Raw genomic sequence first — 18080 nt, 5'->3', positions numbered from 1 at the left:
AAGCCCAGTCAATTTTTCTTCTTGTTGAGGAAACTCCAGGGCGAGTTTACCGGCAGGGTGATGGTGTCCGGTACGCTGTCGACGCCGGCCACTTCGGCCTTGCGCATGCTGTAGCCTGACTGGATGACGCTGACGCCGTCGAGAATGAACAGCTGGCTTTTCTCCATGCCCGGCTTCAGGGCACCGGAGACGGCGACCGACTGGTAGGCTTGCGACATCTTGTAAGGATGGGCCGGCGTGACCAGCACGATCTGGTTGGGCGGTGGCGTCGGCATGTGGCTGCACGCACCGGTCCACGGCACCAACAGGAACTGGTAGACGAGGTCGCCATCGCGGTCCACAGGCAATGCATAGCCGGCTAATTGTATGGTCTTGTCCTGCAAACCGACGGACAGCGTCTCGCCACGATCGGGCAATTTCGCCGCGATCATCGGCAGGCCGGCGTCTTCGGCAACCGCCTGGCTCGCCGGCCGAAGATCCTTCCAGAAGATGTGCGTGGTCTCGGCCGAGGCGCCGGCAGTGGAAAGAGACAGCGCGGCCGCGAGCGCGAAGCTTGATCTGAAATGGTTCATGGCCGCTTCCTTTGCGCCGGAGTAAAGACGCCGAGGCCAATGACGTCAATGCTCGAGCCGCATCACATGTCGGCGAGAACCGGCCATGCCGGCCTCGTGGAAGCCGCGCGAGGCAAACATGTCGCGAAAGCCCATGAAACGGTAGCTCGGTGATGCCTCGGCCACCGGATAGGCCTCGATGATGCGCGCGCCCTTGGCGAAGGCATGGTCGATGGCTGCATCGAGCAAGGCCGATGCAAGGCCGCCGCCGCGCAAAACCCTCGGCACATAGAAGCAGACGATCGACCATACGCCCGTCTCGCTGTCGTCCTGCTGTTTTGAAAGCCTGCGATAGGTCTCGCGCGGCGCAACCGAGCACCAGCCAACGGTCTTGCCGTCAATATGGGCGAGGATGCCAACCGGGGTGCCGGCATCGATGGCCGCCATCATCTGACGCTTCTTTTCATCGTTCTGGATGTGCTCGCGGCCGGAGTGCCGCCAGGCCATGCACCAGCAGTATTTTGGCGCACCCGGCTGCTCGAACAGGGTCTCAAAGCTGCCGCGTGTTGCCGGCGTCACCTCGGTGAAGCGGATATTGGTGAGGTCAAGTTTTTCTGGTGGCGAGGCGTTCGAGCGTTTTGGCATCCGACAATTCCTTCACTGCATCCTTGCCGATCCAGCGCGCGGTCTTGTCCGGGGAGCCGGCGAGCTTCCGCGCCAGGACAAGGGCAGGGCCGTGCAGGCTGGTCGAGCGCTTGCCGATCTGCCGCAGCGACCAGTTGACCGCTTTCCTGACGAAGTTGCGCTCATCGCCGGCATGGGCTTCGATCAAAGGCAAATAGGACAAGAACGTTGCATCCGGTTCCTTTTTCAAATGCACGGCTGCCCATGCCAGCATGGCAAAGGCCGTGCGGCGAACGAACTCACGCTCGTCGGCCGCGAACTCCTCGATCAACTGGCGCCAAAACGGCGTATCGACGAACAGGTCGGAGACGGTATCGACGACTTCCCAGGAATCGAAATCGCCGGCCCACCGGCGGCACTCGTCGATAGAGATTTTTTTGGCCTCGCCGGTGAACGCCGCCAGCAGCCGTGCTTCGCGAATGCCGCTGGCCCACAGCGCCAGGGACCGCTCGTGATTGCGTTTCAGCTTGCGCGCCAGGGGCCGCAAATCCGTATTGCCGACACCGAGCGCGGTCGCGGTGTTGATGCCGAACCGCGCCATGCCGGCGCGGTTTTCTTCGGTGCCGATCGAGCGCAGGTGCGCGACGATGTCCTGCGCCGTCCAGTCTGGAGCGGGCAGGGACATGGTCGTCTACTTCTCCAGCCGCGCCAGCAGCGAAGACGTGTCCCAGCGCTTGCCACCCATGGCCTGCACATCCTTGTAAAACTGATCGACAAGTGCTGTCACCGGCAGCCTGGCGCCGTTGCGGTCGGCTTCAGCCAGGCAGATGCCGAGGTCCTTGCGCATCCAGTCGACGGCGAAACCGAAATCATATTTGCCGGCATTCATGGTCTTGTGGCGGTTTTCCATCTGCCAGGAACCGGCGGCACCCTTGGAAATCACCTCGATCACCTTCTCGATGTCGAGCCCGGCCCTCTTGCCGAAATGGATGCCTTCCGACAGCCCCTGCACCAGTCCGGCGATGCAGATCTGGTTGATCATCTTGGTCAGCTGGCCAGCGCCCGCCGACCCCATCAGCCCGACCATGCGGGCATAAGCGTCGATGACTGGCCTGGCCTTGTCGAAGGCAGCTTGGTCGCCGCCGACCATGACGGTCAGGACGCCGTTCTCGGCGCCTGCCTGACCACCGGAAACCGGCGCGTCGAGAAATGAAAATCCACCTGCTTCCGCTGCTGTCGCCAATTCGCGCGCGACTTCCGCCGAGGCCGTGGTATTGTCGATGAAGACCGAACCTTTCTTCATTGATTTGAAGGCGCCGTCCGGGCCTGTCGTTACCGAGCGCAGATCGTCGTCATTGCCGACGCAGGAAAAGACAAAGTCCTTGTCCTTGGCTGCCTCCGCTGGCGTCACCGCCAGGCTGCCGCCATGCTGACCGACCCATTGCTCGGCCTTGGCCTTGGTGCGGTTGTAGACGGTGACCTCGTGGCCGCCCTTGTTCCTGAGGTGTGCGGCCATGGGGTAACCCATCACGCCAAGACCGAGAAATGCCACAGATGCCATGAACTTGCCCTTCAGACGAAAACGAAATTGCTGCGAAAGCTCTAGGCTCTGCGCTCAATTCGTCAAGACGCCTGTAGTGCGATCGACTGGCACAGCCGAGAACGGCTCAGCGTTTCAGGTGTATGGTGATCCGGCGCTCGATCCACTCGATGGCATGGCGCAACAACTCGACCATCACGAGGTATACCAGGGCGACCCAGATGTAGGCCTGGATGTCGAAGGAATTGGCGAAGGCGAGTTTTGCATTGCCCATCAGGTCGTAGACGGTGATGATGGCGACGATCGCCGAAGCCTTGACCATCAGGATCAGCTCATTGCCGTAGGGCCGCAAGGCGACGATCAGGGCTTGCGGCAGGATGATCTTGCGCAGCGTCTGCAGTTTGTGCAGGCCGAGCGAGGCAGCGCCTTCCCATTGGCCCTTGTGCACACTTTCGATGGCGCCGCGCAGGATCTCGGCCTGGTAGGCGGCGGTGTTGAGCGCAAAGGCGAAGACGCCGCAGTTGAAGGCGTCCTTGAAAAAATCCCAGAGCCCGATCATCTGGAGCTGCGGTCGAAACGACCCCAAGCCGTAATAGACTAGAAATGTCTGGACCAACAGCGGCGTGCCCCGGAAGAAATAGACGTAGCAATAGGCAAGGCCGGATAGGATCCGGTTCCGGGACATACGTCCGTAAGCCACAGGCAAGGACAGAACGGCGCCAAGCACCATCGAAATGGCGACCAGCGACAGGGTGACGCCAAGTCCTCGCAGATAGGCCGGCGCATATTTGGCGAAGAACGGTGCGTTCCAGGCAAAGAAGAGGTAGGCGACGATACCGAGGCCGAAGGCTATCCAAAAGCAGACCAGCGCGTAGCCGACGATGCGTCCTCGCGGCCAGCCGCGGGCCCGCGGTGGTGGCCGTTCGACCAGGATGGCTGTCGCGCTCATCGTTGTGCCTCCCGTTTGCCGAGCGAGCGCAAAATGGCGCTGGTGGCGAAGGATGACACGATGGCCAGAGCAAGAAAGACCAGAGCCGCCACGCCATAAAACAGGAAGGAATGCTTGGTCACGCGAGCGGCCACGCCGGCGTTGCGCAACGTCTCTGCAAGACCCACGACCGACACCAGCGAGGTGTCCTTCAACAGGCTGAGCCAGCAATTCTCCAGACCGGGAAATGCAATGCGTAGCAGCTGCGGCAAGATCACCAGGCGCATTGTCTGCGCGTAGGAAAGACCGATGGCATAACCACCCTCATACTGGCCTTTCGGGATGGCACGGAAGGCCGAGAGGAAAACCTCGCTGGCATAGGACGAAAAGATCAGCGCGAGCACGATCATCCCGGCAACGAAGCTGTTGACGTCGATGGTCGCGTCGGGGCGGAAATAGCGGATGAGGTGCTGCAGCAGAATCGGCATGCCGAAGAAGAACAGGAAGAGCGTCACCAATTCCGGCAAGCCACGAAACACCGTGGTGTAGATATTGGCTGCGAGGCGCAGCGAGGGCTCTTCGGATTGCTTGCCGAGCGCGATGAAAAAGCCAATCGTCAGACCGATGGGAAGCGTCGCCAGCGCAAGCAGAACCGTTACAATGACGCCATAGGCAATATCGTCACTCCAGCCATCAGGTCCCCAACTGAGAAGTGTCCATATGCTTTGGGCTGGCATTGACGGATCTTATCTCCACGGCATTTCCGAGACGATTAGAAAGACGGCGGGGAATTGCCCCGCCGTCTTGATCTTGTCTATCAGGACTCGGCGCCGTAGACGTCGAACTTGAAGTACTTGTCGTTGATTTCCTTGTATTTTCCATTGGCACGGATGGCGTCGATGGCCTCATTGAGCTTGTTGACCAGGTCGGTCTCGCCCTTGCGCACGGCAATGCCGGCGCCCGGCCCGAAGATCTCGACCGGCTGCGGCGAGGGCTGGCCGAGAATCTTGCAGCAGGCGCCATCAGGCGAGTCCAGCCACTGCTGCAGCACGACGATATCGTCCTGGATGGCGTCGAGACGGCCATTGGCGAGATCTGCCTGCTCCTCGGGGCTGCTCGGATAACCCTTCACGGTGCTGTCAGTGTAGGTCTTGGAGGCATAGTTGAAATGGGTGGTCGTCGTGGCGACACCGATGGTCTTGCCGGCGAGATCTTCCTTGGTGACGCCCTTCAGCGTCGAGTCTTTCGGGACGGCGAGCGCCGAGGGCGTGTTGTAGTATTTGTGGGTGAAGTCGACCTTCTCCTTGCGCTCAGGTGTGATCGACATCGAGGCAACGATGGCGTCGAATTTGCCGGCCTGAAGCGCGGGGATGATGCCGTCCCAATCCTGGGCAACAAAGGTGCACTTGACCTTCATCTGGTCGCAAAGCGCCTGAGCGATATCGATGTCGAAGCCGACGAGCTTGCCGTCGGAGGTGAGGTTGTTGAAAGGGGGGTAGGCGCCTTCGGTGCCGATCCGCAGGGTCTTCTCCTGGGCCTGGGCGACGCCGAGCGTCAGCAGCGCGGCCGAAGCGGCGAGCGCGATACGCAGTGCAATACGCATGATAGTCCTCTCTTTATGGTCCCGGCCGTCGTTCCGAAACGGCTCTGTGGGGCGGTGCTTTTGACCGCCCGCTGGCGCGATACTCCCACTCTTTCCAAGAAAAAAGCAACTGCAAAACCACCGAAATCGGTAATGGGGTTCTGCCGTTAGGTTAGTTCTCAAGCAACGAGGCCGGTGGTGCGCTCGATGAAGTCGACGATGGATTTTACGTCGTCGAGGTCGAATACCGGCAGGCTCTTGTCGGTGACGACGAAATCCGCGGCAATGGCGACAATATTGGGATCCTCAGCCGATAGCGGCGTCCGCTCCTTCGCCTCCAGGCGCCGCGTTTCGATCTTGCGGTGGGATTCGCGCTTGTAGCCTTCCACCAGCACGATGTCGCATGGGGCGAGCCGCGAGAGGATGCTCTCCAGCGGCGGCTCATCCTCGCCGCGCAGTTCGTGCATCAGCGCCCAGCGATTGCCGGACACGATCGCCACCTCGGTGGCGCCAGCCTGGCGATGGCGGAAACTGTCGGCGCCCGGCTTGTCGATGTCGAAATCATGATGTGCATGTTTGACCGTCGAGACCTTCCAGCCGCGCCGCACAAGCTCGGCGACCAGCTTTTCGGTCAGTGTGGTCTTGCCGGAGTTTTTCCAACCGGTGATGCCGAAGATGTTCATGATGTCATGCTCTGCATCAGCCGCGCGGCCTCGGCAAGATCGTCCGGCACATTGATGTTGAAGAAAGGATCGAGCCCCGCGGGTTGCAGGACCGGGAATTCCACCTCGACATGACCATGGCGCTCGATGAACGCCGAAACCCGCCTGTTGTCCCCATCGACCAGGAAATGCCGCAAGGCATCGCGGCAATCGATTGGCCAGAGCGCGAAGGTCGGGTGCCGCCTGCCGGCCGAGGAGGCGACGGCGATCGAACCTGGATGTTCGCCGGCTGCCGCCGCCAGGCGCTCGACGAGATCAAGCGGAAGGAAAGGCGTGTCGCCGGCAGCGGTAACGACCGCCTTGCAAGATGTGCTGGCCGCGGCCCATTCGAGGCCGGTGAGGATTCCGGCAAGCGGGCCGGCAAAGCCTTCGATCGTGTCGGCGAGCACAGGCAGTCCGAAACGGGAGAAGCGTTGGGGATCGCCATTGGCGCTCAGCGCCAGGGTTTCGATCTGCGGGCCGAAGCGCGACAGGAGCTGGTCAAGCACGCTGCCGCTGCCGAGCGGCAACAGGCTCTTGTCGCCGCCGCCCATCCGCCGCGACTGGCCACCGGCCAGGACGATCCCTGCAATATCTCGCTCCATGCATCGAGCCTGTACGCCAGCCGCCGGAAATCACAAGACCCGGCTAGATTCCATCCGGTGCCATGGCCGGCCCGGTGGTTTCGGCGACGATCCTGCGCCGGCCGACCACCCGCTCGCGATAAAGCGCATAGAGACCCGAACCGACGACGATTGTCGCGCCGACGATCATCGGCATGTCCGGTATGTCGCCGAAGACGATCAAGCCTAGCAGGATCGACCAGAGGAGCGCGGTGTAGCGGAACGGCGCGATGAAGGAGATCTCGCCCGAGCGCATCGCCATGATGATGAATTGGTAGCCGATGACCACGAGCACCGCCGCCAGCGCCAAGAGCGCCGTGCTCTTGCCGCTCATCGGCGTCCAGCCACCCATCGGCGACAACAGCACCGCGCCGACGACGGTCATTGCCAGTGCAGTCGCAGTCGAGACCAGCATCGTCGGTGTGGTTTGAGGGATGCGCTTGGTGGCGAGATCACGCACGGTGCAGCAGGCAACGCTGGCCAGCGCCCAAAGGGAATAGACGGTGAAGCCGTCGAAGCCCGGCCGCACGATGACCATCACGCCGGCAAAACCGGCGGCGATCGCCAGCCAGCGCCGCCAGCCGACCGCTTCGCCGAAAAACAGCGCAGCGCCCATCGTCACCGCCAGCGGCAGCGCCTGAAGTACGGCCGAGACACTGCCGATCGGCAAATGGGCAAGCGCTACGAGGAATGACACGGTGGCGCCCGCTTCGCTTACGACACGGATCGCCACCAGCGGCTTCAGCATCAGGCGCGGCCGCAACAGCGCGCCGCGTTGCCAGGCCAGCAGGCCAACGAAGAGCGAGGCAAAGGCCCCCCTGATCAGCATGACCTGCGCCATGTTCATCGATTGCGAAGAGTATTTGGTGATGGCGTCGTTGAGCGTGAAGCCAACCATCGCCACCATCATGAACAACGCGCCGCGAAGATTTGGGGAAAGAGGCAAGACATCTACCGGTTGCTTGGGCAAGCAAGCCTGTAACAGCCCGCCACGAAACAGCAATGGCAAAGGGCTGGGCCAGAACCGGGGCATTCGTCATCGCCGGCGTGAAATCACGCCCTGGATTAGGCGCGATCTGGTCGGGAGACGCCGCCGTCTCCCGAAAGCGGTCTGGCCTCCGCGATGCCTATTTCTTCGGCGTCAGTATCTCGGTGCCGTTGCCTTCCTTGCCGGCGATGGTCCACAGGCCATGCAGCGAGCCGTCATCCTCGACCTTGTAGACGACGAGGCCGATATCCTTGCCCATGACATAGCCGGCGGAGAACGCGTCGTCGTTGCGCATGCAGATGCCGTCGGAAGATGAGCCACCCGTCTCCCAGTGGATCGTGCAGGTGGTGCCGCTGGTCAGCGTGATGGTGGCTTCGCCATCATAGGCCGAGCCATCGAAGTTGGTGCCGGCGACGGTGTAGGTGCCGCCGATCGACTGTGCGGCCGCGGGCAGGGCCGTGAAGCCAAGCAATGCAAGAGAAAGAATGAGTTTGCGCATGACGTATCCCCCTATCAGCGAAGAGCCGCTTCGGACAAAAGGCTAGGCCGGAACAGACTGGCCGTAAATCCGGCGGCGGTTCACGAACAAGACTTTTTCTGGGGTGTGATCCGAAACACTCACTGTCCCTTGAGACTGCCGGCAATGGCGCCGACCAGCGGGTCGTATTTCGTTTTGAGCGACGCCGGATATTCGATCCATACGGTGTGGATAACGTCCTCTTTTCCGAACACGCATCGCTCGTAGAAGATGTTGTCGCCCTTGATGCCCGACAGCACCGCCCAGTTCTTGCCCGTCTTGCTATAGGTTAGCTTGTAACCCGGCTCGGTGCTGGCTTTTTCGTCGTTCACGACACTATCGGGCGTGTCGTCACCGGCATTGTAGCTGCCGTAACAGGACAGGCTGGCGCCATCGGCGCTGAGCCATTGTTGTCCGTCGCCATTTTCCGGCTCGGGCTGGCGATCGGTGAAGATGTCGTCGGGAAAGGTGCAAACGGTGCCGAAGCGCGCGTTCACATAGGTGAACGGCTTGGCGATTGCCGTCGTTGTGATGATGGTCGCCAGGGAGATCGCTGTGGCCAGCGACCAAAAGCCGATTCGGTGAAGACGCAGCATGATGCCCCCCCCTTGGCCTGTGACCAAAGACAGTCTTGCACCAAATCGGAGAAAAAATCAGCCGCCGGTGACGCTCATATGCCGGGACACCGAGGGACGGCTGGTGCGGCGGTCGATGATGAAATCATGGCCCTTCGGCTTGCGGCCGATGGCCTCGTCGATCGCGTCGGCGACAAGTTCGTTGCCTTCGGAGGCGCGCAAGGGCGCGCGAAGGTCGGCGGCATCTTCCTGGCCGAGGCACATATAGAGCGTGCCCGTGCAGGTCAGCCGGACGCGGTTGCAGCTTTCGCAGAAATTATGCGTCATCGGGGTGATGAAGCCGAGCTTGCCGCCGGTCTCGGCGACGTGGACGTAGCGGGCAGGGCCGCCGGTCTTGAAGGGGATGTCGGTCAGCGTGAACTGGCGTTCCAGCGAGGCGCGCAGCAGCGACAGCGGCAGATACTGGTCGGTGCGGTCGGCGTCGATCTCGCCCATCGGCATGGTCTCGATGACGGTCAGATCCATGCCGCGGCCATGCGCCCAGCGCATCATGTCGGGCAGTTCGCCATCGTTGAAATCCTTCAGCGCCACCGCGTTGAGCTTGACCTTCAACCCGGCCGCCTGAGCGGCGTCGATGCCATCCATGACCTTGCCGAGATGGCCCCAGCGGGTGATCTGGTGGAACTTGTCGGCGTCGAGCGTGTCGAGCGAGACGTTGATGCGCTTGACGCCGCAATCGGCGAGCTCGGCGGCGAAGCGCGACAGCTGCGAGCCGTTGGTCGTGAGCGTCAGTTCTTCCAGCGCGCCGCTATCGAGGTGGCGCGACAGCTGGCGCACCAGATGCATGATGTTCTTGCGCACCAGCGGCTCACCGCCGGTGAGGCGCAGCCTCTTGACACCCTTTTCGATGAAGACGGTGCAGAGCCGGTCCAGCTCTTCCAGCGACAACAGGTCCTTCTTCGGCAGGAAGGTCATGTCCTCGGCCATGCAATAGGTGCAACGGAAATCGCAGCGGTCGGTGACCGACACTCTGAGATAGCTGATCGTGCGACCGAAGGGGTCGATCATGTTCATGTTCGAGCGTTTCCGTGGCCGTTACCGGCGTCGTTATATATGGCTATGTGATACGATCCAGCCCGCCATTCAAGATACAGCTTCTCGATCTTTGGTAACATCCCGAAGCCGACACGGTGTGTCGGTCGGCCTATCAGGACTTTTCCCGTTGCGCGAAGCGGCGTAGGGAAGGGCAATCGATACGGGATGAAACAGCATGACCGCGCCAAAAGAACTCAGGGTCTCCAAGGACCGCAAGCTGCTGTCGGTGACCTTTCCCAATCACCAGCCGTTCGAATTGCCGGCGGAGCTGTTGCGCGTCGCCTCGCCATCGGCCGAGGTGCAGGGGCACTCGCCTGACCAGCGTGTGACGGTTCCCGGCAAGCGCGATGTGGCGATCCTGAAGATCGAGCCGGTCGGCAACTATGCAGTGCGCATCACTTTCGATGATTTCCACGACACCGGCATCTTCACCTGGAACTACTTGCACACGCTCGGCCATGAGAAGGATGAGCGCTGGAATGCCTATCTGGCGGAACTGGCGGAAAAAGGCTTGAGCCGCGATCGCTAGTCTGGCGTCGTAAGGGCGTCACACATCTGGAGTAGCGCCGGCAAAGGTTCGGAGACGAAAAGATGTCGCTCATCACCACGGTCGAACAGCTCGAAGCGCTCTACGGCGTTCCCGGCGAAGCTTCGCTGGTCAAGGAACTCGACCACGTCATTCCCGAATATGCCGCCTTCATCGAAGCCTCGCCCTTTGTCGCGCTGGCGACCAGCGGGCCGGAGGGACTGGATTCTTCGCCGCGCGGCGATCTTGCGGGCTTCGTACGCATCGTCGACCCGAAAACGCTGATGATGCCGGACCGGCGCGGCAACAACCGCGCCGATTCGCTGCGCAACATCATCAGGGATCCACGTGTCGGGCTGCTGTTCCTGGTGCCGGGCTCCGGCACGACGCTGCGCATCAACGGGCGAGCCCATATCACCACCGATGCCGAACTTTGCGCGTCCTTCATGGTCGACGGCAAAGTGGCGCGTTCGGTAACCGTCATCGACATCGATTCGGTCTATTTCCAATGCGCCCGCGCCATCGTGCGGTCGGAGCTCTGGAATCCGGCCAGGCATATCGATCCGAAATCGCTGCCGACGCCCGGAAAAATTCTGGAAATCACCAGCCGCAAGAACATCGACGGCGAGGCCTACGACAAGGAATGGCCGGAGCGGGCGAAGAAGACCATGTGGTAGCCGGCTCACCGATATTCAGGTGAGGCTGACCTGAATCTCGGCACGCCTTGGGTGCTAGGCCTCCTTCAGCACCTCATAGATCTTGCGCATCTGCTCGCCGATCATGTCGCACTGCTCGGGTGTCGACTGGCTCATCGCCTTTTCGATCAGCGCCATGTGTACTTTCAGCGCCTGCATCAGCAGCGCCTCGCCGGCTTCGGTCAAGGCGAGCCGCAGGATGCGCTTGTCCTTCTCGTCGCCTTCGCGGCGCAGCAGGCCGCGCGCCTCCAACTGCGGCAGCAGCATGGTGATGTTGGAGCGGCCGACGAGCAGCTTGCGGGCAAGGTCGTGCTGCGACATGCCGGGATGGCGATAGAGGTTCATCAGCACATCGAGCTGCGCCGGCTTGAGGTCCAGCGGCGCGAGTTTCACCGCCAGCGTGCGCTCCAGCACATGGCAGGCGCGCGCCACCGCGACCCAGTTGCGAAAACGCGGGTTGTCCCAGGGGAGCTCTTGTTTATTGTTCATCTTTGAACTATTATGTTCATGCTTGAACGTATGGATGGATTCTCACTATGGCATCAATCGGGCTGAAGGTCATCCGCAGCGTATTTGGTGCGGCCGAGCATATTGCGCCACGCATCACCGGGCGCGCGGCTTTCGAACTGTTCTGCCGCACGCCCAGCGTCACGGCGCTGACCGACGGCGAGCGCCGCGCCATCGGCCGTGCCGCGGAGTTCATGACCGAAGCGCGCCATCATCGGCTGAAGACGGCAACCGGCTGCGTCATGGTGCACGAATTCCGACCGGAGCCGGGCAGGGCGGCGCTTGGCACCGTGCTTGTCGTCCATGGCTGGCGTTCGCGTACCGAATATATGCGCGCCTTGATCGAAGGCTATCGCGCGGCCGGCTACAGGGTCGTTTCACTGGACCTGCCGGGCCATGGCCATTCGCAGGGCCGGCACCTGAACATGGTCAATGCCGTCGAGGCCGTAAGGGTCGCCGGCGAATGGTTCGGCCCGTTTGTCGCGGCGGTGGGGCACTCCTTCGGCGGCGCCGTTGCCGCCAATGCCATTGCCGGTTCGGTCAAGAACATTCCACCGCTGGCGGCCGGACGTCTCGTGCTGATCGCCGCACCGAGTTCCTTGCCGGCGATCTTCGCCGACTTCAGCCGCATGCTCAATGTCGGGCCGCGTTCGCAGGTCGCGATGGCGGACCGTGTCCAACATTTGTCCGGCCGGCCGCTGCATGAATTCACCGGCGACCGTCAGCTCGCCCAGGCACCCGTGCCGACCCTGGTCATCCACGCGCCTGACGACCGCGAAGTGCCGGCCGAGCATGCAAAGCGCTACGCCGGCGCCGGCGATCATGTGCGGCTGCACTGGGCCGATGGGCTCGGCCATCGCCGCATTCTTGCGGACAAGGGCGTTGTCGAACGCGCCGTTGCCTTCGTCGCGGGGAACCACGAGCCGTCATTGCTGCATTGAGCCGCGGTCCTCGTTCCATGCATGTCGTTGTCTCAAACCCGGGACCACTTTTGAGCGACATGCATTGGGCTATTTCTTCTTCTCGCCGGGCTCGACGGGCAGTCCGGCCGCCTTCCAGGCGGTGTAGCCGCCAAGGATGTGCTTGACCGGCGCAAGTCCCATATCCTGCGCCGTCTTGGTGGCGAGCGCCGAGCGCCAACCGCCGGCGCAGAAGAAAACAAAGCTCTTGCCCGAGGCGAAGAACGGCTTGTGATAGGGGCTTTCGGGATCGATCCAGAATTCCAGCATGCCGCGCGTCACATGCTTCGCGCCCGGAATTTTCCCATCGCGTTCGACTTCGCGCGGATCGCGCAAGTCGACGAAGATGGTGCCTTCGTCCTCGAGCAGTCCTGCTGCCTCTTCAGGCGAAACCACCTCGATTTCGGCGTTGGCCTCGTCCAGCAGTTCGCGATACCCCTTTTTCACAGGCCTGTTTCCTCCCAACCGCGCATGTCTGAATTTCCACCACAACGGCCAGCGTTTGTCACGCTCTGTCGGCGCCTGCCAGCGTCTGCCAGGCTGCCATCGCGCCGGTAACCGTCGCCATCAGTGCGCTGCACGAGGCGCCGTCGCGCGCCTGCCGTGGCGATAGACAAGGCCGTCGATGACGCCGTTGGCGCCTTCGTCCGGCTCGACATATTGGTCAACAGCGCCGGCATCTGGCCCGCGGCACCCATCGACACGCTGTCGTTAGCCGACTTCGACGAGACCATGGCGGTCAATCTGAGAGCCCCGTTAATCGCCTCGAAGGCGGCGGCAAGGCACTTGGGCGAGGGCGGCAGGATCATCTCGATCGGCAGCAATCTTGCCGAACGTGTCACCGACACCAGCCTCGGCGCCTATTCCGCCAGCAAGGCGGCGCTGGTCGGTTTGACCAAAGCTCTCGCACGCGACCTCGGTCCGCGCGGCATCACCGCCAATGTCGTTCATCCCGACTCGACCGACACCGACATGAACCCGGCTGATGGGCCGCATGCCGAACACCAGCGCCAGAAGATGGCGACGCCGCGATTCGGCAAGGCCGACGACATCGCCGGCATGGTTGCCTGGCTTGCCGGCCCGGAGGGACGTTTTGTCACCGGCGCCGCATTGACCATCGATGGTGGTGCCAACGCCTGATTTTCATGGATTGCTTGGGCTGGAGCGAAACACCCGCGCTCCAGCCGTCACGATGTTGTGAAACCGTTCTGCAACAGGCTTTCCGAAATTTATGAAAGCTTAACGAAATCGGTATGAATCGGTATAGTCGCGCCTTACATCCGCCATGCGGTGAGCGAGACGGTCTAGCGTGCGGAACGGGAACCGGTTGCGGCCGGAGCGGGTGATCCATGAAATTTCTCGGTAAAAAAGCAACCGCGATGCCGCTTGTGGCGATCGCGGCAACGCTCGCCCTCGGCGCGCCTCAAGCTGGTGCGCAAGGGCTGTTCGACATGCTGTTTGGCGGCGGCGTCAGGCATGAGCCGCAGGGCGAGTTTCCGCCTCCGCCGCCAAAGCACAGACCCAAGGCACCGGCCGGCGGCGGCGGCGTGAAGATCAGCGGCCCATCCTACTACACCTACAAGGCCGACAAACTTGTGCGCGTCGATTTCTCGGCGTTGACCGCGGCACCGCAGCCCGCGGCGGCGCAGGATGCCGCGTTCGTTCCGTCGGCCACTGGCGCTGCCTTCCACGACGCAATTGCCAGCTTGAGCGACTACGAGCTCTATGCCGAACCCGATATCGCCAAGGCACTGATCGCCTATTATTCAGCCAATCCGGACTTCATCTGGGTGAACGGAACCAGCCTCAACAGCCGAGCCCAGGATGCGGTGCGGGTGCTGGGCGAGGCCGCAAGCTACGGGCTCACGCCCGCCGACTACACCGTCGATGTGCCGGCCGCCAATTCGGCCGCAACAGACGACGCGGCCAAGCTCAGGGAACTCGTGCGCTTCGAGATGGCGCTGTCGGCGCGCGTCCTGCGCTACGCCCATGACGCCCAGAGCGGCCGTGTCGAGCCAAACCGGATGACCGGCTACTATGATTTCCCGGCCAAGCCGCTCGATATGGTCGGCGTGCTGAAGACGCTGGCGCATACGCAGGAAGTGCGCACTTACCTCGAATCGCGGCATCCGCAGAATGCGGAATATCAGGCGCTGCGCGTCGAACTGGAGGCGCTGCAGGCCAGTGCCGAGAACGAAATCGTCGTCGATCCCAAGCTGCTGCTGAAACCGGGCGAGACCAGCCCCGAACTGCCGAAACTACTGTCGCTGATCGCGCGCAGCCTCGATGACGATATGGGCGGCACTTATGGCGAGCTGCTGTCGCGGCTGGCGACCAGCGAGGTCTACGTTCCCGAGCTGGTGCCGCTGATCAAGGCGGTGCAGGTGAAGGAAGGCATGAAGGGCGACGGCGTCATCGGTCCGCGCACTGTCGCCTTGCTGGCCGGAACGTCCAAAGCCGACAGGTTGCTCAAGGTGCAGGTGGCGCTGGAGGAACTGCGCTGGCTGCCTTCCGATCTCGGCAGCCCGCGTGTCTTCATCAACCAGCCGGCGTTCACCGCGAGCTACATCGACAATGGTGAGGAGAAGCTGAAGACGCGCGTCGTCGTCGGCCGGGTCACCAACCAGACGGCTTTCTTCTACGACCAGATCAAGCAGGTCGACTTCCATCCCTATTGGGGCGTGCCGCAGTCGATCATCGTCAATGAGATGCTGCCCCGGTTGCGCAGCGATCCCGGCTATCTCGATCGCGCCGGCTATGAGGTGACGGATTCGCGCGGCAAGCGCATTCCGTCGTCGGCGGTCGATTGGGGCGCTTATGGCGCCAACATTCCCTACAGCGTGCGCCAGCAGCCGAGCGAGGCCAATGCGCTGGGTGAACTGAAGATCCTGTTCCCCAACAAGCACGCGATCTACATGCACGACACGCCGCAGAAATCGTTCTTCAAGCAGGATATGCGCGCGCTGAGCCATGGCTGCGTGCGCCTGCAGGATCCGCGCGGCATGGCGGCGGCGGTGCTTGGCACCTCGGTCGACTATATCGCCGAGAAGCTGAAGCACGGGCATTCGACCGAGGACGTGACGCGCAAGATCCCGGTCTATGTCGCCTATTTCACCGCGTGGCCCGACATGTCCGGCAAGGTCGAGTATTTCAGCGACGTCTACGACCGCGACTCCCGGCTGAAGCAGGCCCTGGACGCCACCGAGGCGGTTCGTTCGCCGTCGAGCTGATCGTCAGAATTGCGCCAACGGGCGGCGGAACCCCGCCTCCCGCCCGGCGATCAGCCAGTAGATCAATCCGGCGACGAGGCCGGCGGCGGCGATGATGCCGATGTCGGCCCAGCGCTCCGGATCCATGTCCTCCGTCGGAACCGGCCAGATCAGGAAGAAGCCGCCGGCGGCGGCAGCGGCGCCGAAGACCATGTGCATCAGGACATTGCGCAACGAGAAGAACTCGGCGATCAGCGCGAAGATCAAGGTCTGCAGCCCGGTCACGACAATCGTCAGGAAATAGACGAACATACCGAGCGGCGGCACCACTAGGACCGCGATTGGGCTGATGCCCAAGACGTCGAAATACGCCGGCGCGTTTGGCAGGGAACTGAGCGCGGCATAGATCGCCACGACAGCGACCAGGCCGACCAATACCGCGACCAGATAGCCGGCCAGCATCATCAGGATGCGCTTCATTACATACTTCGTCGTCGCCATGCCCATGCCCCATGCGGCGCAGTCAACCGTTTCAGTCAGCCATCAAAGACGATCCGGCGCAAGGGCAGGCACAGAGTGGGCCGCTTTGGCAGGCTTCGTGGATCATGAAGCGCGCCGATCAGGCGCCGCCACACAGATGCTCGGAGTCCGGCAAGGCCCAGGAACCTTTCGCAACCAGATCGATCGAATAATAGACCCGGCCACGGTCGTCATCCCTGGGACAATCCCTGGGAATCGCGATCAGGCACATCACGACGGGTTCGCCGACCTTCGAGGCGGCGAGCCCCGGCTCGCGATCATAGGAGACGGCCCCGCCGCCATTGGTGAAGGTGGCGGCGCTGCCGGCATCGGGCGTGGCCGTTTCCAGCGGGTCATCGCCGAGCCGCGTGGTCAGCGTCTTGATATGCGTGGTCGCGCATTGCCCGACGGCCGAGGGCAGGGGCTGATCCGTGTTGCCGGGGTTGCGCGCGGCGGCATCCAGCGCCTTCTTGCCGATCAGCGCGATGTTGTAGTCCTGCACCCATGACGGCGCATTGCCATAGGTCTGCAAGGCATTGTTCAGCGCGCTGACGATGCAGGCGGTGTCGCTCTTGCAGGCATTGCGGTCGGCGATCAGCCCGCGGGCGATCTTGTGCTTGTCGCCGCCAAAGGCCGGTTCGAACCCCTTGTAGGCCTTGGCCACCAGCAGATCGATGGCTGACAGCTGCGGATCGGCGCAGATCGCCTTTTCCGCCGGCAGGCTGGCCTTGGCGCAATCGAAGGATGGCCCGTCGGCCCGCGCCGAAGTTGCCGCAAGCATGCCGCCGGCCAGGATGACGGCAAGCACAAGCAGGACATCGGTTCGAACGGAAAATCTCATGACTGCCCCCAAGCCAACAGGCGCTGCCCCGCACCTTAGCGTGCATATCACACGCCAAGGATGGACAATTTGCGGCAATTCGATTGGCCATCGAGGCGCGTGGAGAAAACGGGCCGGCCCGTCGAATGGTCTGCCTGCGGCTCTTATTTGGGTTCGGCCGTCACCGGATCATAGGTGATTTCGACCTTTGCCTTGTCCGACGTGTAGTAGGTGACGACATAGGCGTCCTTGTCCCAGTCGACCTCTTTCACGTAGCGAAAGCCGTCGCGCTGCTCGACCTTGGCGAGGATCTCCGACAGCTTCTTGGCGTTTTGCGGGGGGAGCGGATTTTCATCCGCGGCAAAGGCCGGTCCGGCGGCGAGAAGAACGGCAACGCTGGTTGCCACAAGAATTCTGGACATGGTTTTCCCTCAAGTTTCGACGCAAGGAAACTCGCTGGCGTGGTGGTTGGTTCCAGATGGGATGCGGGACCGCTCAGCCCATCTACTTGCGGCAGCGCTGAAGAAAAGAGAAAGTCCGCCAAAAACCATGATGCGCCGCTTCAATATCCCTAGCCATAAGTTCTGGCGGTTTATTGGGGGCTCTATGCGCACGCGTCACATCGTCATGCTTGCACTGTCAGTGCTTGCCATCCCGGCCGTTTCCATGCCCGTGCAGAAAGCCAGGGCGCTCGAACCCGAACGCTACACGGTCTACTGCGCCGACGACCGCATCGAGGTGCCGTTCTGGGATCTCGAACAGATGAAGGTGCGGAACGGCTCCAATGTGTGCCAGTTCCAGAGCTACACGAGCTATAGAAGCGCGTTGAACTTCGCCCAGAAGAATTTTGGCGGGGAAGGGGCGAGTTGTAGTTGTTAGCTGGTCCGGCTTGGAGTGTGATTTCAGGAAGGTAAGTGGTGGGCGATGCAGGGATTGAACCTGCGACCCCACCCGTGTGAAGGGTGTGCTCTCCCGCTGAGCTAATCGCCCGCTCGTTGCCCGAAGGCCAAGCGAGCCGCGATATAAGGGAGGCTGGCCGGTTAAGTCAAGGCGCTGTCTGGCGTTCTCACAGAGATCGGATTCTGCGCCATTTCGGGGCCGTCCCGACGGAATTTCTCGCC

The 18080-nt window shown here is 62.2% G+C and carries 23 protein-coding genes, 1 tRNA gene and 1 pseudogene; 6 read left to right on the top strand and 19 right to left on the bottom strand.

Features of this window, described 5'->3' with window-relative positions; translation table 11 throughout:
• Positions 1 to 8: 8 nt before the first annotated feature.
• From AC04SF_RS18620 to moaA, 13 genes are all read right to left on the bottom strand, one after another.
• Positions 9 to 572 (bottom strand): DUF3299 domain-containing protein, encoded by a 564-nt coding sequence (locus AC04SF_RS18620; protein ID WP_488479018.1) that lies wholly within the window; start codon positions 570 to 572, stop codon positions 9 to 11.
• A 45-nt stretch (positions 573 to 617) separates the two neighbouring features.
• The gene (locus AC04SF_RS18615; RefSeq protein ID WP_488479017.1) at positions 618 to 1196 is read right to left on the bottom strand and encodes a GNAT family N-acetyltransferase; all 579 of its coding nucleotides are present in this window, start codon (positions 1194 to 1196) and stop codon (positions 618 to 620) included.
• The gene (locus AC04SF_RS18610; protein ID WP_488479016.1) at positions 1156 to 1860 is read right to left on the bottom strand and encodes a DNA alkylation repair protein; all 705 of its coding nucleotides are present in this window, start codon (positions 1858 to 1860) and stop codon (positions 1156 to 1158) included. The genes AC04SF_RS18615 and AC04SF_RS18610 overlap by 41 nt, the downstream gene beginning before the upstream one ends.
• 6 nt (positions 1861 to 1866) lie before the next feature.
• Positions 1867 to 2736 (bottom strand): NAD(P)-dependent oxidoreductase, encoded by an 870-nt coding sequence (locus AC04SF_RS18605; protein WP_488479015.1) that lies wholly within the window; start codon positions 2734 to 2736, stop codon positions 1867 to 1869.
• A gap of 106 nt (positions 2737 to 2842) precedes the next feature.
• On the bottom strand, positions 2843 to 3664 hold the full coding sequence (locus AC04SF_RS18600; protein WP_096446002.1) for an ABC transporter permease: 822 nt from the start codon (positions 3662 to 3664) through the stop codon (positions 2843 to 2845).
• The gene (locus tag AC04SF_RS18595) at positions 3661 to 4380 is read right to left on the bottom strand and encodes an ABC transporter permease (RefSeq protein ID WP_096446000.1); all 720 of its coding nucleotides are present in this window, start codon (positions 4378 to 4380) and stop codon (positions 3661 to 3663) included. The genes AC04SF_RS18600 and AC04SF_RS18595 overlap by 4 nt, the downstream gene beginning before the upstream one ends.
• An 80-nt stretch (positions 4381 to 4460) precedes the next feature.
• Complete coding sequence (locus tag AC04SF_RS18590; protein WP_096445998.1) at positions 4461 to 5246, bottom strand: ABC transporter substrate-binding protein; 786 nt, start codon at positions 5244 to 5246, stop codon at positions 4461 to 4463.
• 158 nt (positions 5247 to 5404) lie between these two features.
• A complete protein-coding gene (mobB, locus tag AC04SF_RS18585) occupies positions 5405 to 5908 on the bottom strand; it encodes a molybdopterin-guanine dinucleotide biosynthesis protein B (protein WP_488479014.1) in 504 nt (167 codons plus the stop codon).
• Complete coding sequence (gene mobA / locus AC04SF_RS18580; RefSeq protein WP_096445994.1) at positions 5905 to 6531, bottom strand: molybdenum cofactor guanylyltransferase MobA; 627 nt, start codon at positions 6529 to 6531, stop codon at positions 5905 to 5907. Before mobA ends, mobB begins: the two co-directional genes overlap by 4 nt.
• A 43-nt stretch (positions 6532 to 6574) precedes the next feature.
• On the bottom strand, positions 6575 to 7495 hold the full coding sequence (locus AC04SF_RS18575) for a DMT family transporter (RefSeq protein WP_488479013.1): 921 nt from the start codon (positions 7493 to 7495) through the stop codon (positions 6575 to 6577).
• 181 nt (positions 7496 to 7676) lie between these two features.
• Positions 7677 to 8036, bottom strand: coding sequence for a hypothetical protein (locus AC04SF_RS18570; protein WP_488479012.1), 360 nt, complete (start codon positions 8034 to 8036; stop codon positions 7677 to 7679).
• Positions 8037 to 8155: 119 nt separating this feature from the next.
• Entirely contained in the window at positions 8156 to 8650 is a 495-nt protein-coding gene (locus tag AC04SF_RS18565; RefSeq protein ID WP_488479011.1) for a hypothetical protein, read from the bottom strand.
• 57 nt (positions 8651 to 8707) lie between these two features.
• Positions 8708 to 9703, bottom strand: coding sequence for a GTP 3',8-cyclase MoaA (gene moaA, locus AC04SF_RS18560; protein WP_488479010.1), 996 nt, complete (start codon positions 9701 to 9703; stop codon positions 8708 to 8710).
• 196 nt (positions 9704 to 9899) lie between these two features.
• Here moaA and AC04SF_RS18555 point away from each other — a divergent pair, with 196 nt between their 5' ends.
• Positions 9900 to 10253, top strand: coding sequence for a gamma-butyrobetaine hydroxylase family protein (locus AC04SF_RS18555; protein WP_488479009.1), 354 nt, complete (start codon positions 9900 to 9902; stop codon positions 10251 to 10253).
• A gap of 62 nt (positions 10254 to 10315) precedes the next feature.
• The gene (locus AC04SF_RS18550) at positions 10316 to 10927 is read left to right on the top strand and encodes a pyridoxamine 5'-phosphate oxidase family protein (RefSeq protein WP_488479008.1); all 612 of its coding nucleotides are present in this window, start codon (positions 10316 to 10318) and stop codon (positions 10925 to 10927) included.
• A gap of 54 nt (positions 10928 to 10981) precedes the next feature.
• Here AC04SF_RS18550 and AC04SF_RS18545 read toward each other — a convergent pair whose 3' ends face one another.
• A complete protein-coding gene (locus tag AC04SF_RS18545; RefSeq protein ID WP_056587725.1) occupies positions 10982 to 11434 on the bottom strand; it encodes a MarR family winged helix-turn-helix transcriptional regulator in 453 nt (150 codons plus the stop codon).
• Positions 11435 to 11481: 47 nt separating this feature from the next.
• Here AC04SF_RS18545 and AC04SF_RS18540 point away from each other — a divergent pair, with 47 nt between their 5' ends.
• Positions 11482 to 12393 (top strand): alpha/beta hydrolase, encoded by a 912-nt coding sequence (locus AC04SF_RS18540; RefSeq protein ID WP_488479007.1) that lies wholly within the window; start codon positions 11482 to 11484, stop codon positions 12391 to 12393.
• Positions 12394 to 12462: 69 nt separating this feature from the next.
• Here AC04SF_RS18540 and AC04SF_RS18535 read toward each other — a convergent pair whose 3' ends face one another.
• On the bottom strand, positions 12463 to 12858 hold the full coding sequence (locus AC04SF_RS18535; RefSeq protein WP_115143308.1) for a rhodanese-like domain-containing protein: 396 nt from the start codon (positions 12856 to 12858) through the stop codon (positions 12463 to 12465).
• Positions 12859 to 13011: 153 nt separating this feature from the next.
• Here AC04SF_RS18535 and AC04SF_RS18530 point away from each other — a divergent pair.
• Positions 13012 to 13551, top strand: a pseudogene (locus tag AC04SF_RS18530) (SDR family NAD(P)-dependent oxidoreductase); the annotation flags it as partial.
• 209 nt (positions 13552 to 13760) lie between these two features.
• Positions 13761 to 15641 (top strand): L,D-transpeptidase family protein, encoded by a 1881-nt coding sequence (locus AC04SF_RS18525; RefSeq protein WP_488479006.1) that lies wholly within the window; start codon positions 13761 to 13763, stop codon positions 15639 to 15641.
• Between the two features lie 3 nt (positions 15642 to 15644).
• On the opposite strand, the gene AC04SF_RS18520 is transcribed toward AC04SF_RS18525, so the two are convergent.
• The 3 genes from AC04SF_RS18520 to AC04SF_RS18510 form a co-directional block, all read right to left on the bottom strand.
• A complete protein-coding gene (locus AC04SF_RS18520; RefSeq protein WP_488479005.1) occupies positions 15645 to 16127 on the bottom strand; it encodes a hypothetical protein in 483 nt (160 codons plus the stop codon).
• A gap of 112 nt (positions 16128 to 16239) precedes the next feature.
• On the bottom strand, positions 16240 to 16980 hold the full coding sequence (locus AC04SF_RS18515; RefSeq protein ID WP_488479004.1) for a lysozyme inhibitor LprI family protein: 741 nt from the start codon (positions 16978 to 16980) through the stop codon (positions 16240 to 16242).
• Positions 16981 to 17123: 143 nt separating this feature from the next.
• Complete coding sequence (locus AC04SF_RS18510; RefSeq protein ID WP_202350358.1) at positions 17124 to 17381, bottom strand: PepSY domain-containing protein; 258 nt, start codon at positions 17379 to 17381, stop codon at positions 17124 to 17126.
• Positions 17382 to 17565: 184 nt separating this feature from the next.
• Here AC04SF_RS18510 and AC04SF_RS18505 point away from each other — a divergent pair, with 184 nt between their 5' ends.
• The gene (locus tag AC04SF_RS18505; RefSeq protein WP_488479003.1) at positions 17566 to 17838 is read left to right on the top strand and encodes a hypothetical protein; all 273 of its coding nucleotides are present in this window, start codon (positions 17566 to 17568) and stop codon (positions 17836 to 17838) included.
• A 36-nt stretch (positions 17839 to 17874) separates the two neighbouring features.
• Here AC04SF_RS18505 and AC04SF_RS18500 read toward each other — a convergent pair.
• Positions 17875 to 17949: transfer RNA gene (locus tag AC04SF_RS18500), tRNA-Val, on the bottom strand.
• Between the last annotated feature and the right edge of the window lie 131 nt (positions 17950 to 18080).

Source organism: Mesorhizobium sp. CNPSo 4671, from assembly GCF_057784245.1.
Note: the sequence above shows the minus strand (reverse complement) of the source record. Positions and strands in the feature narration are given on the sequence as shown.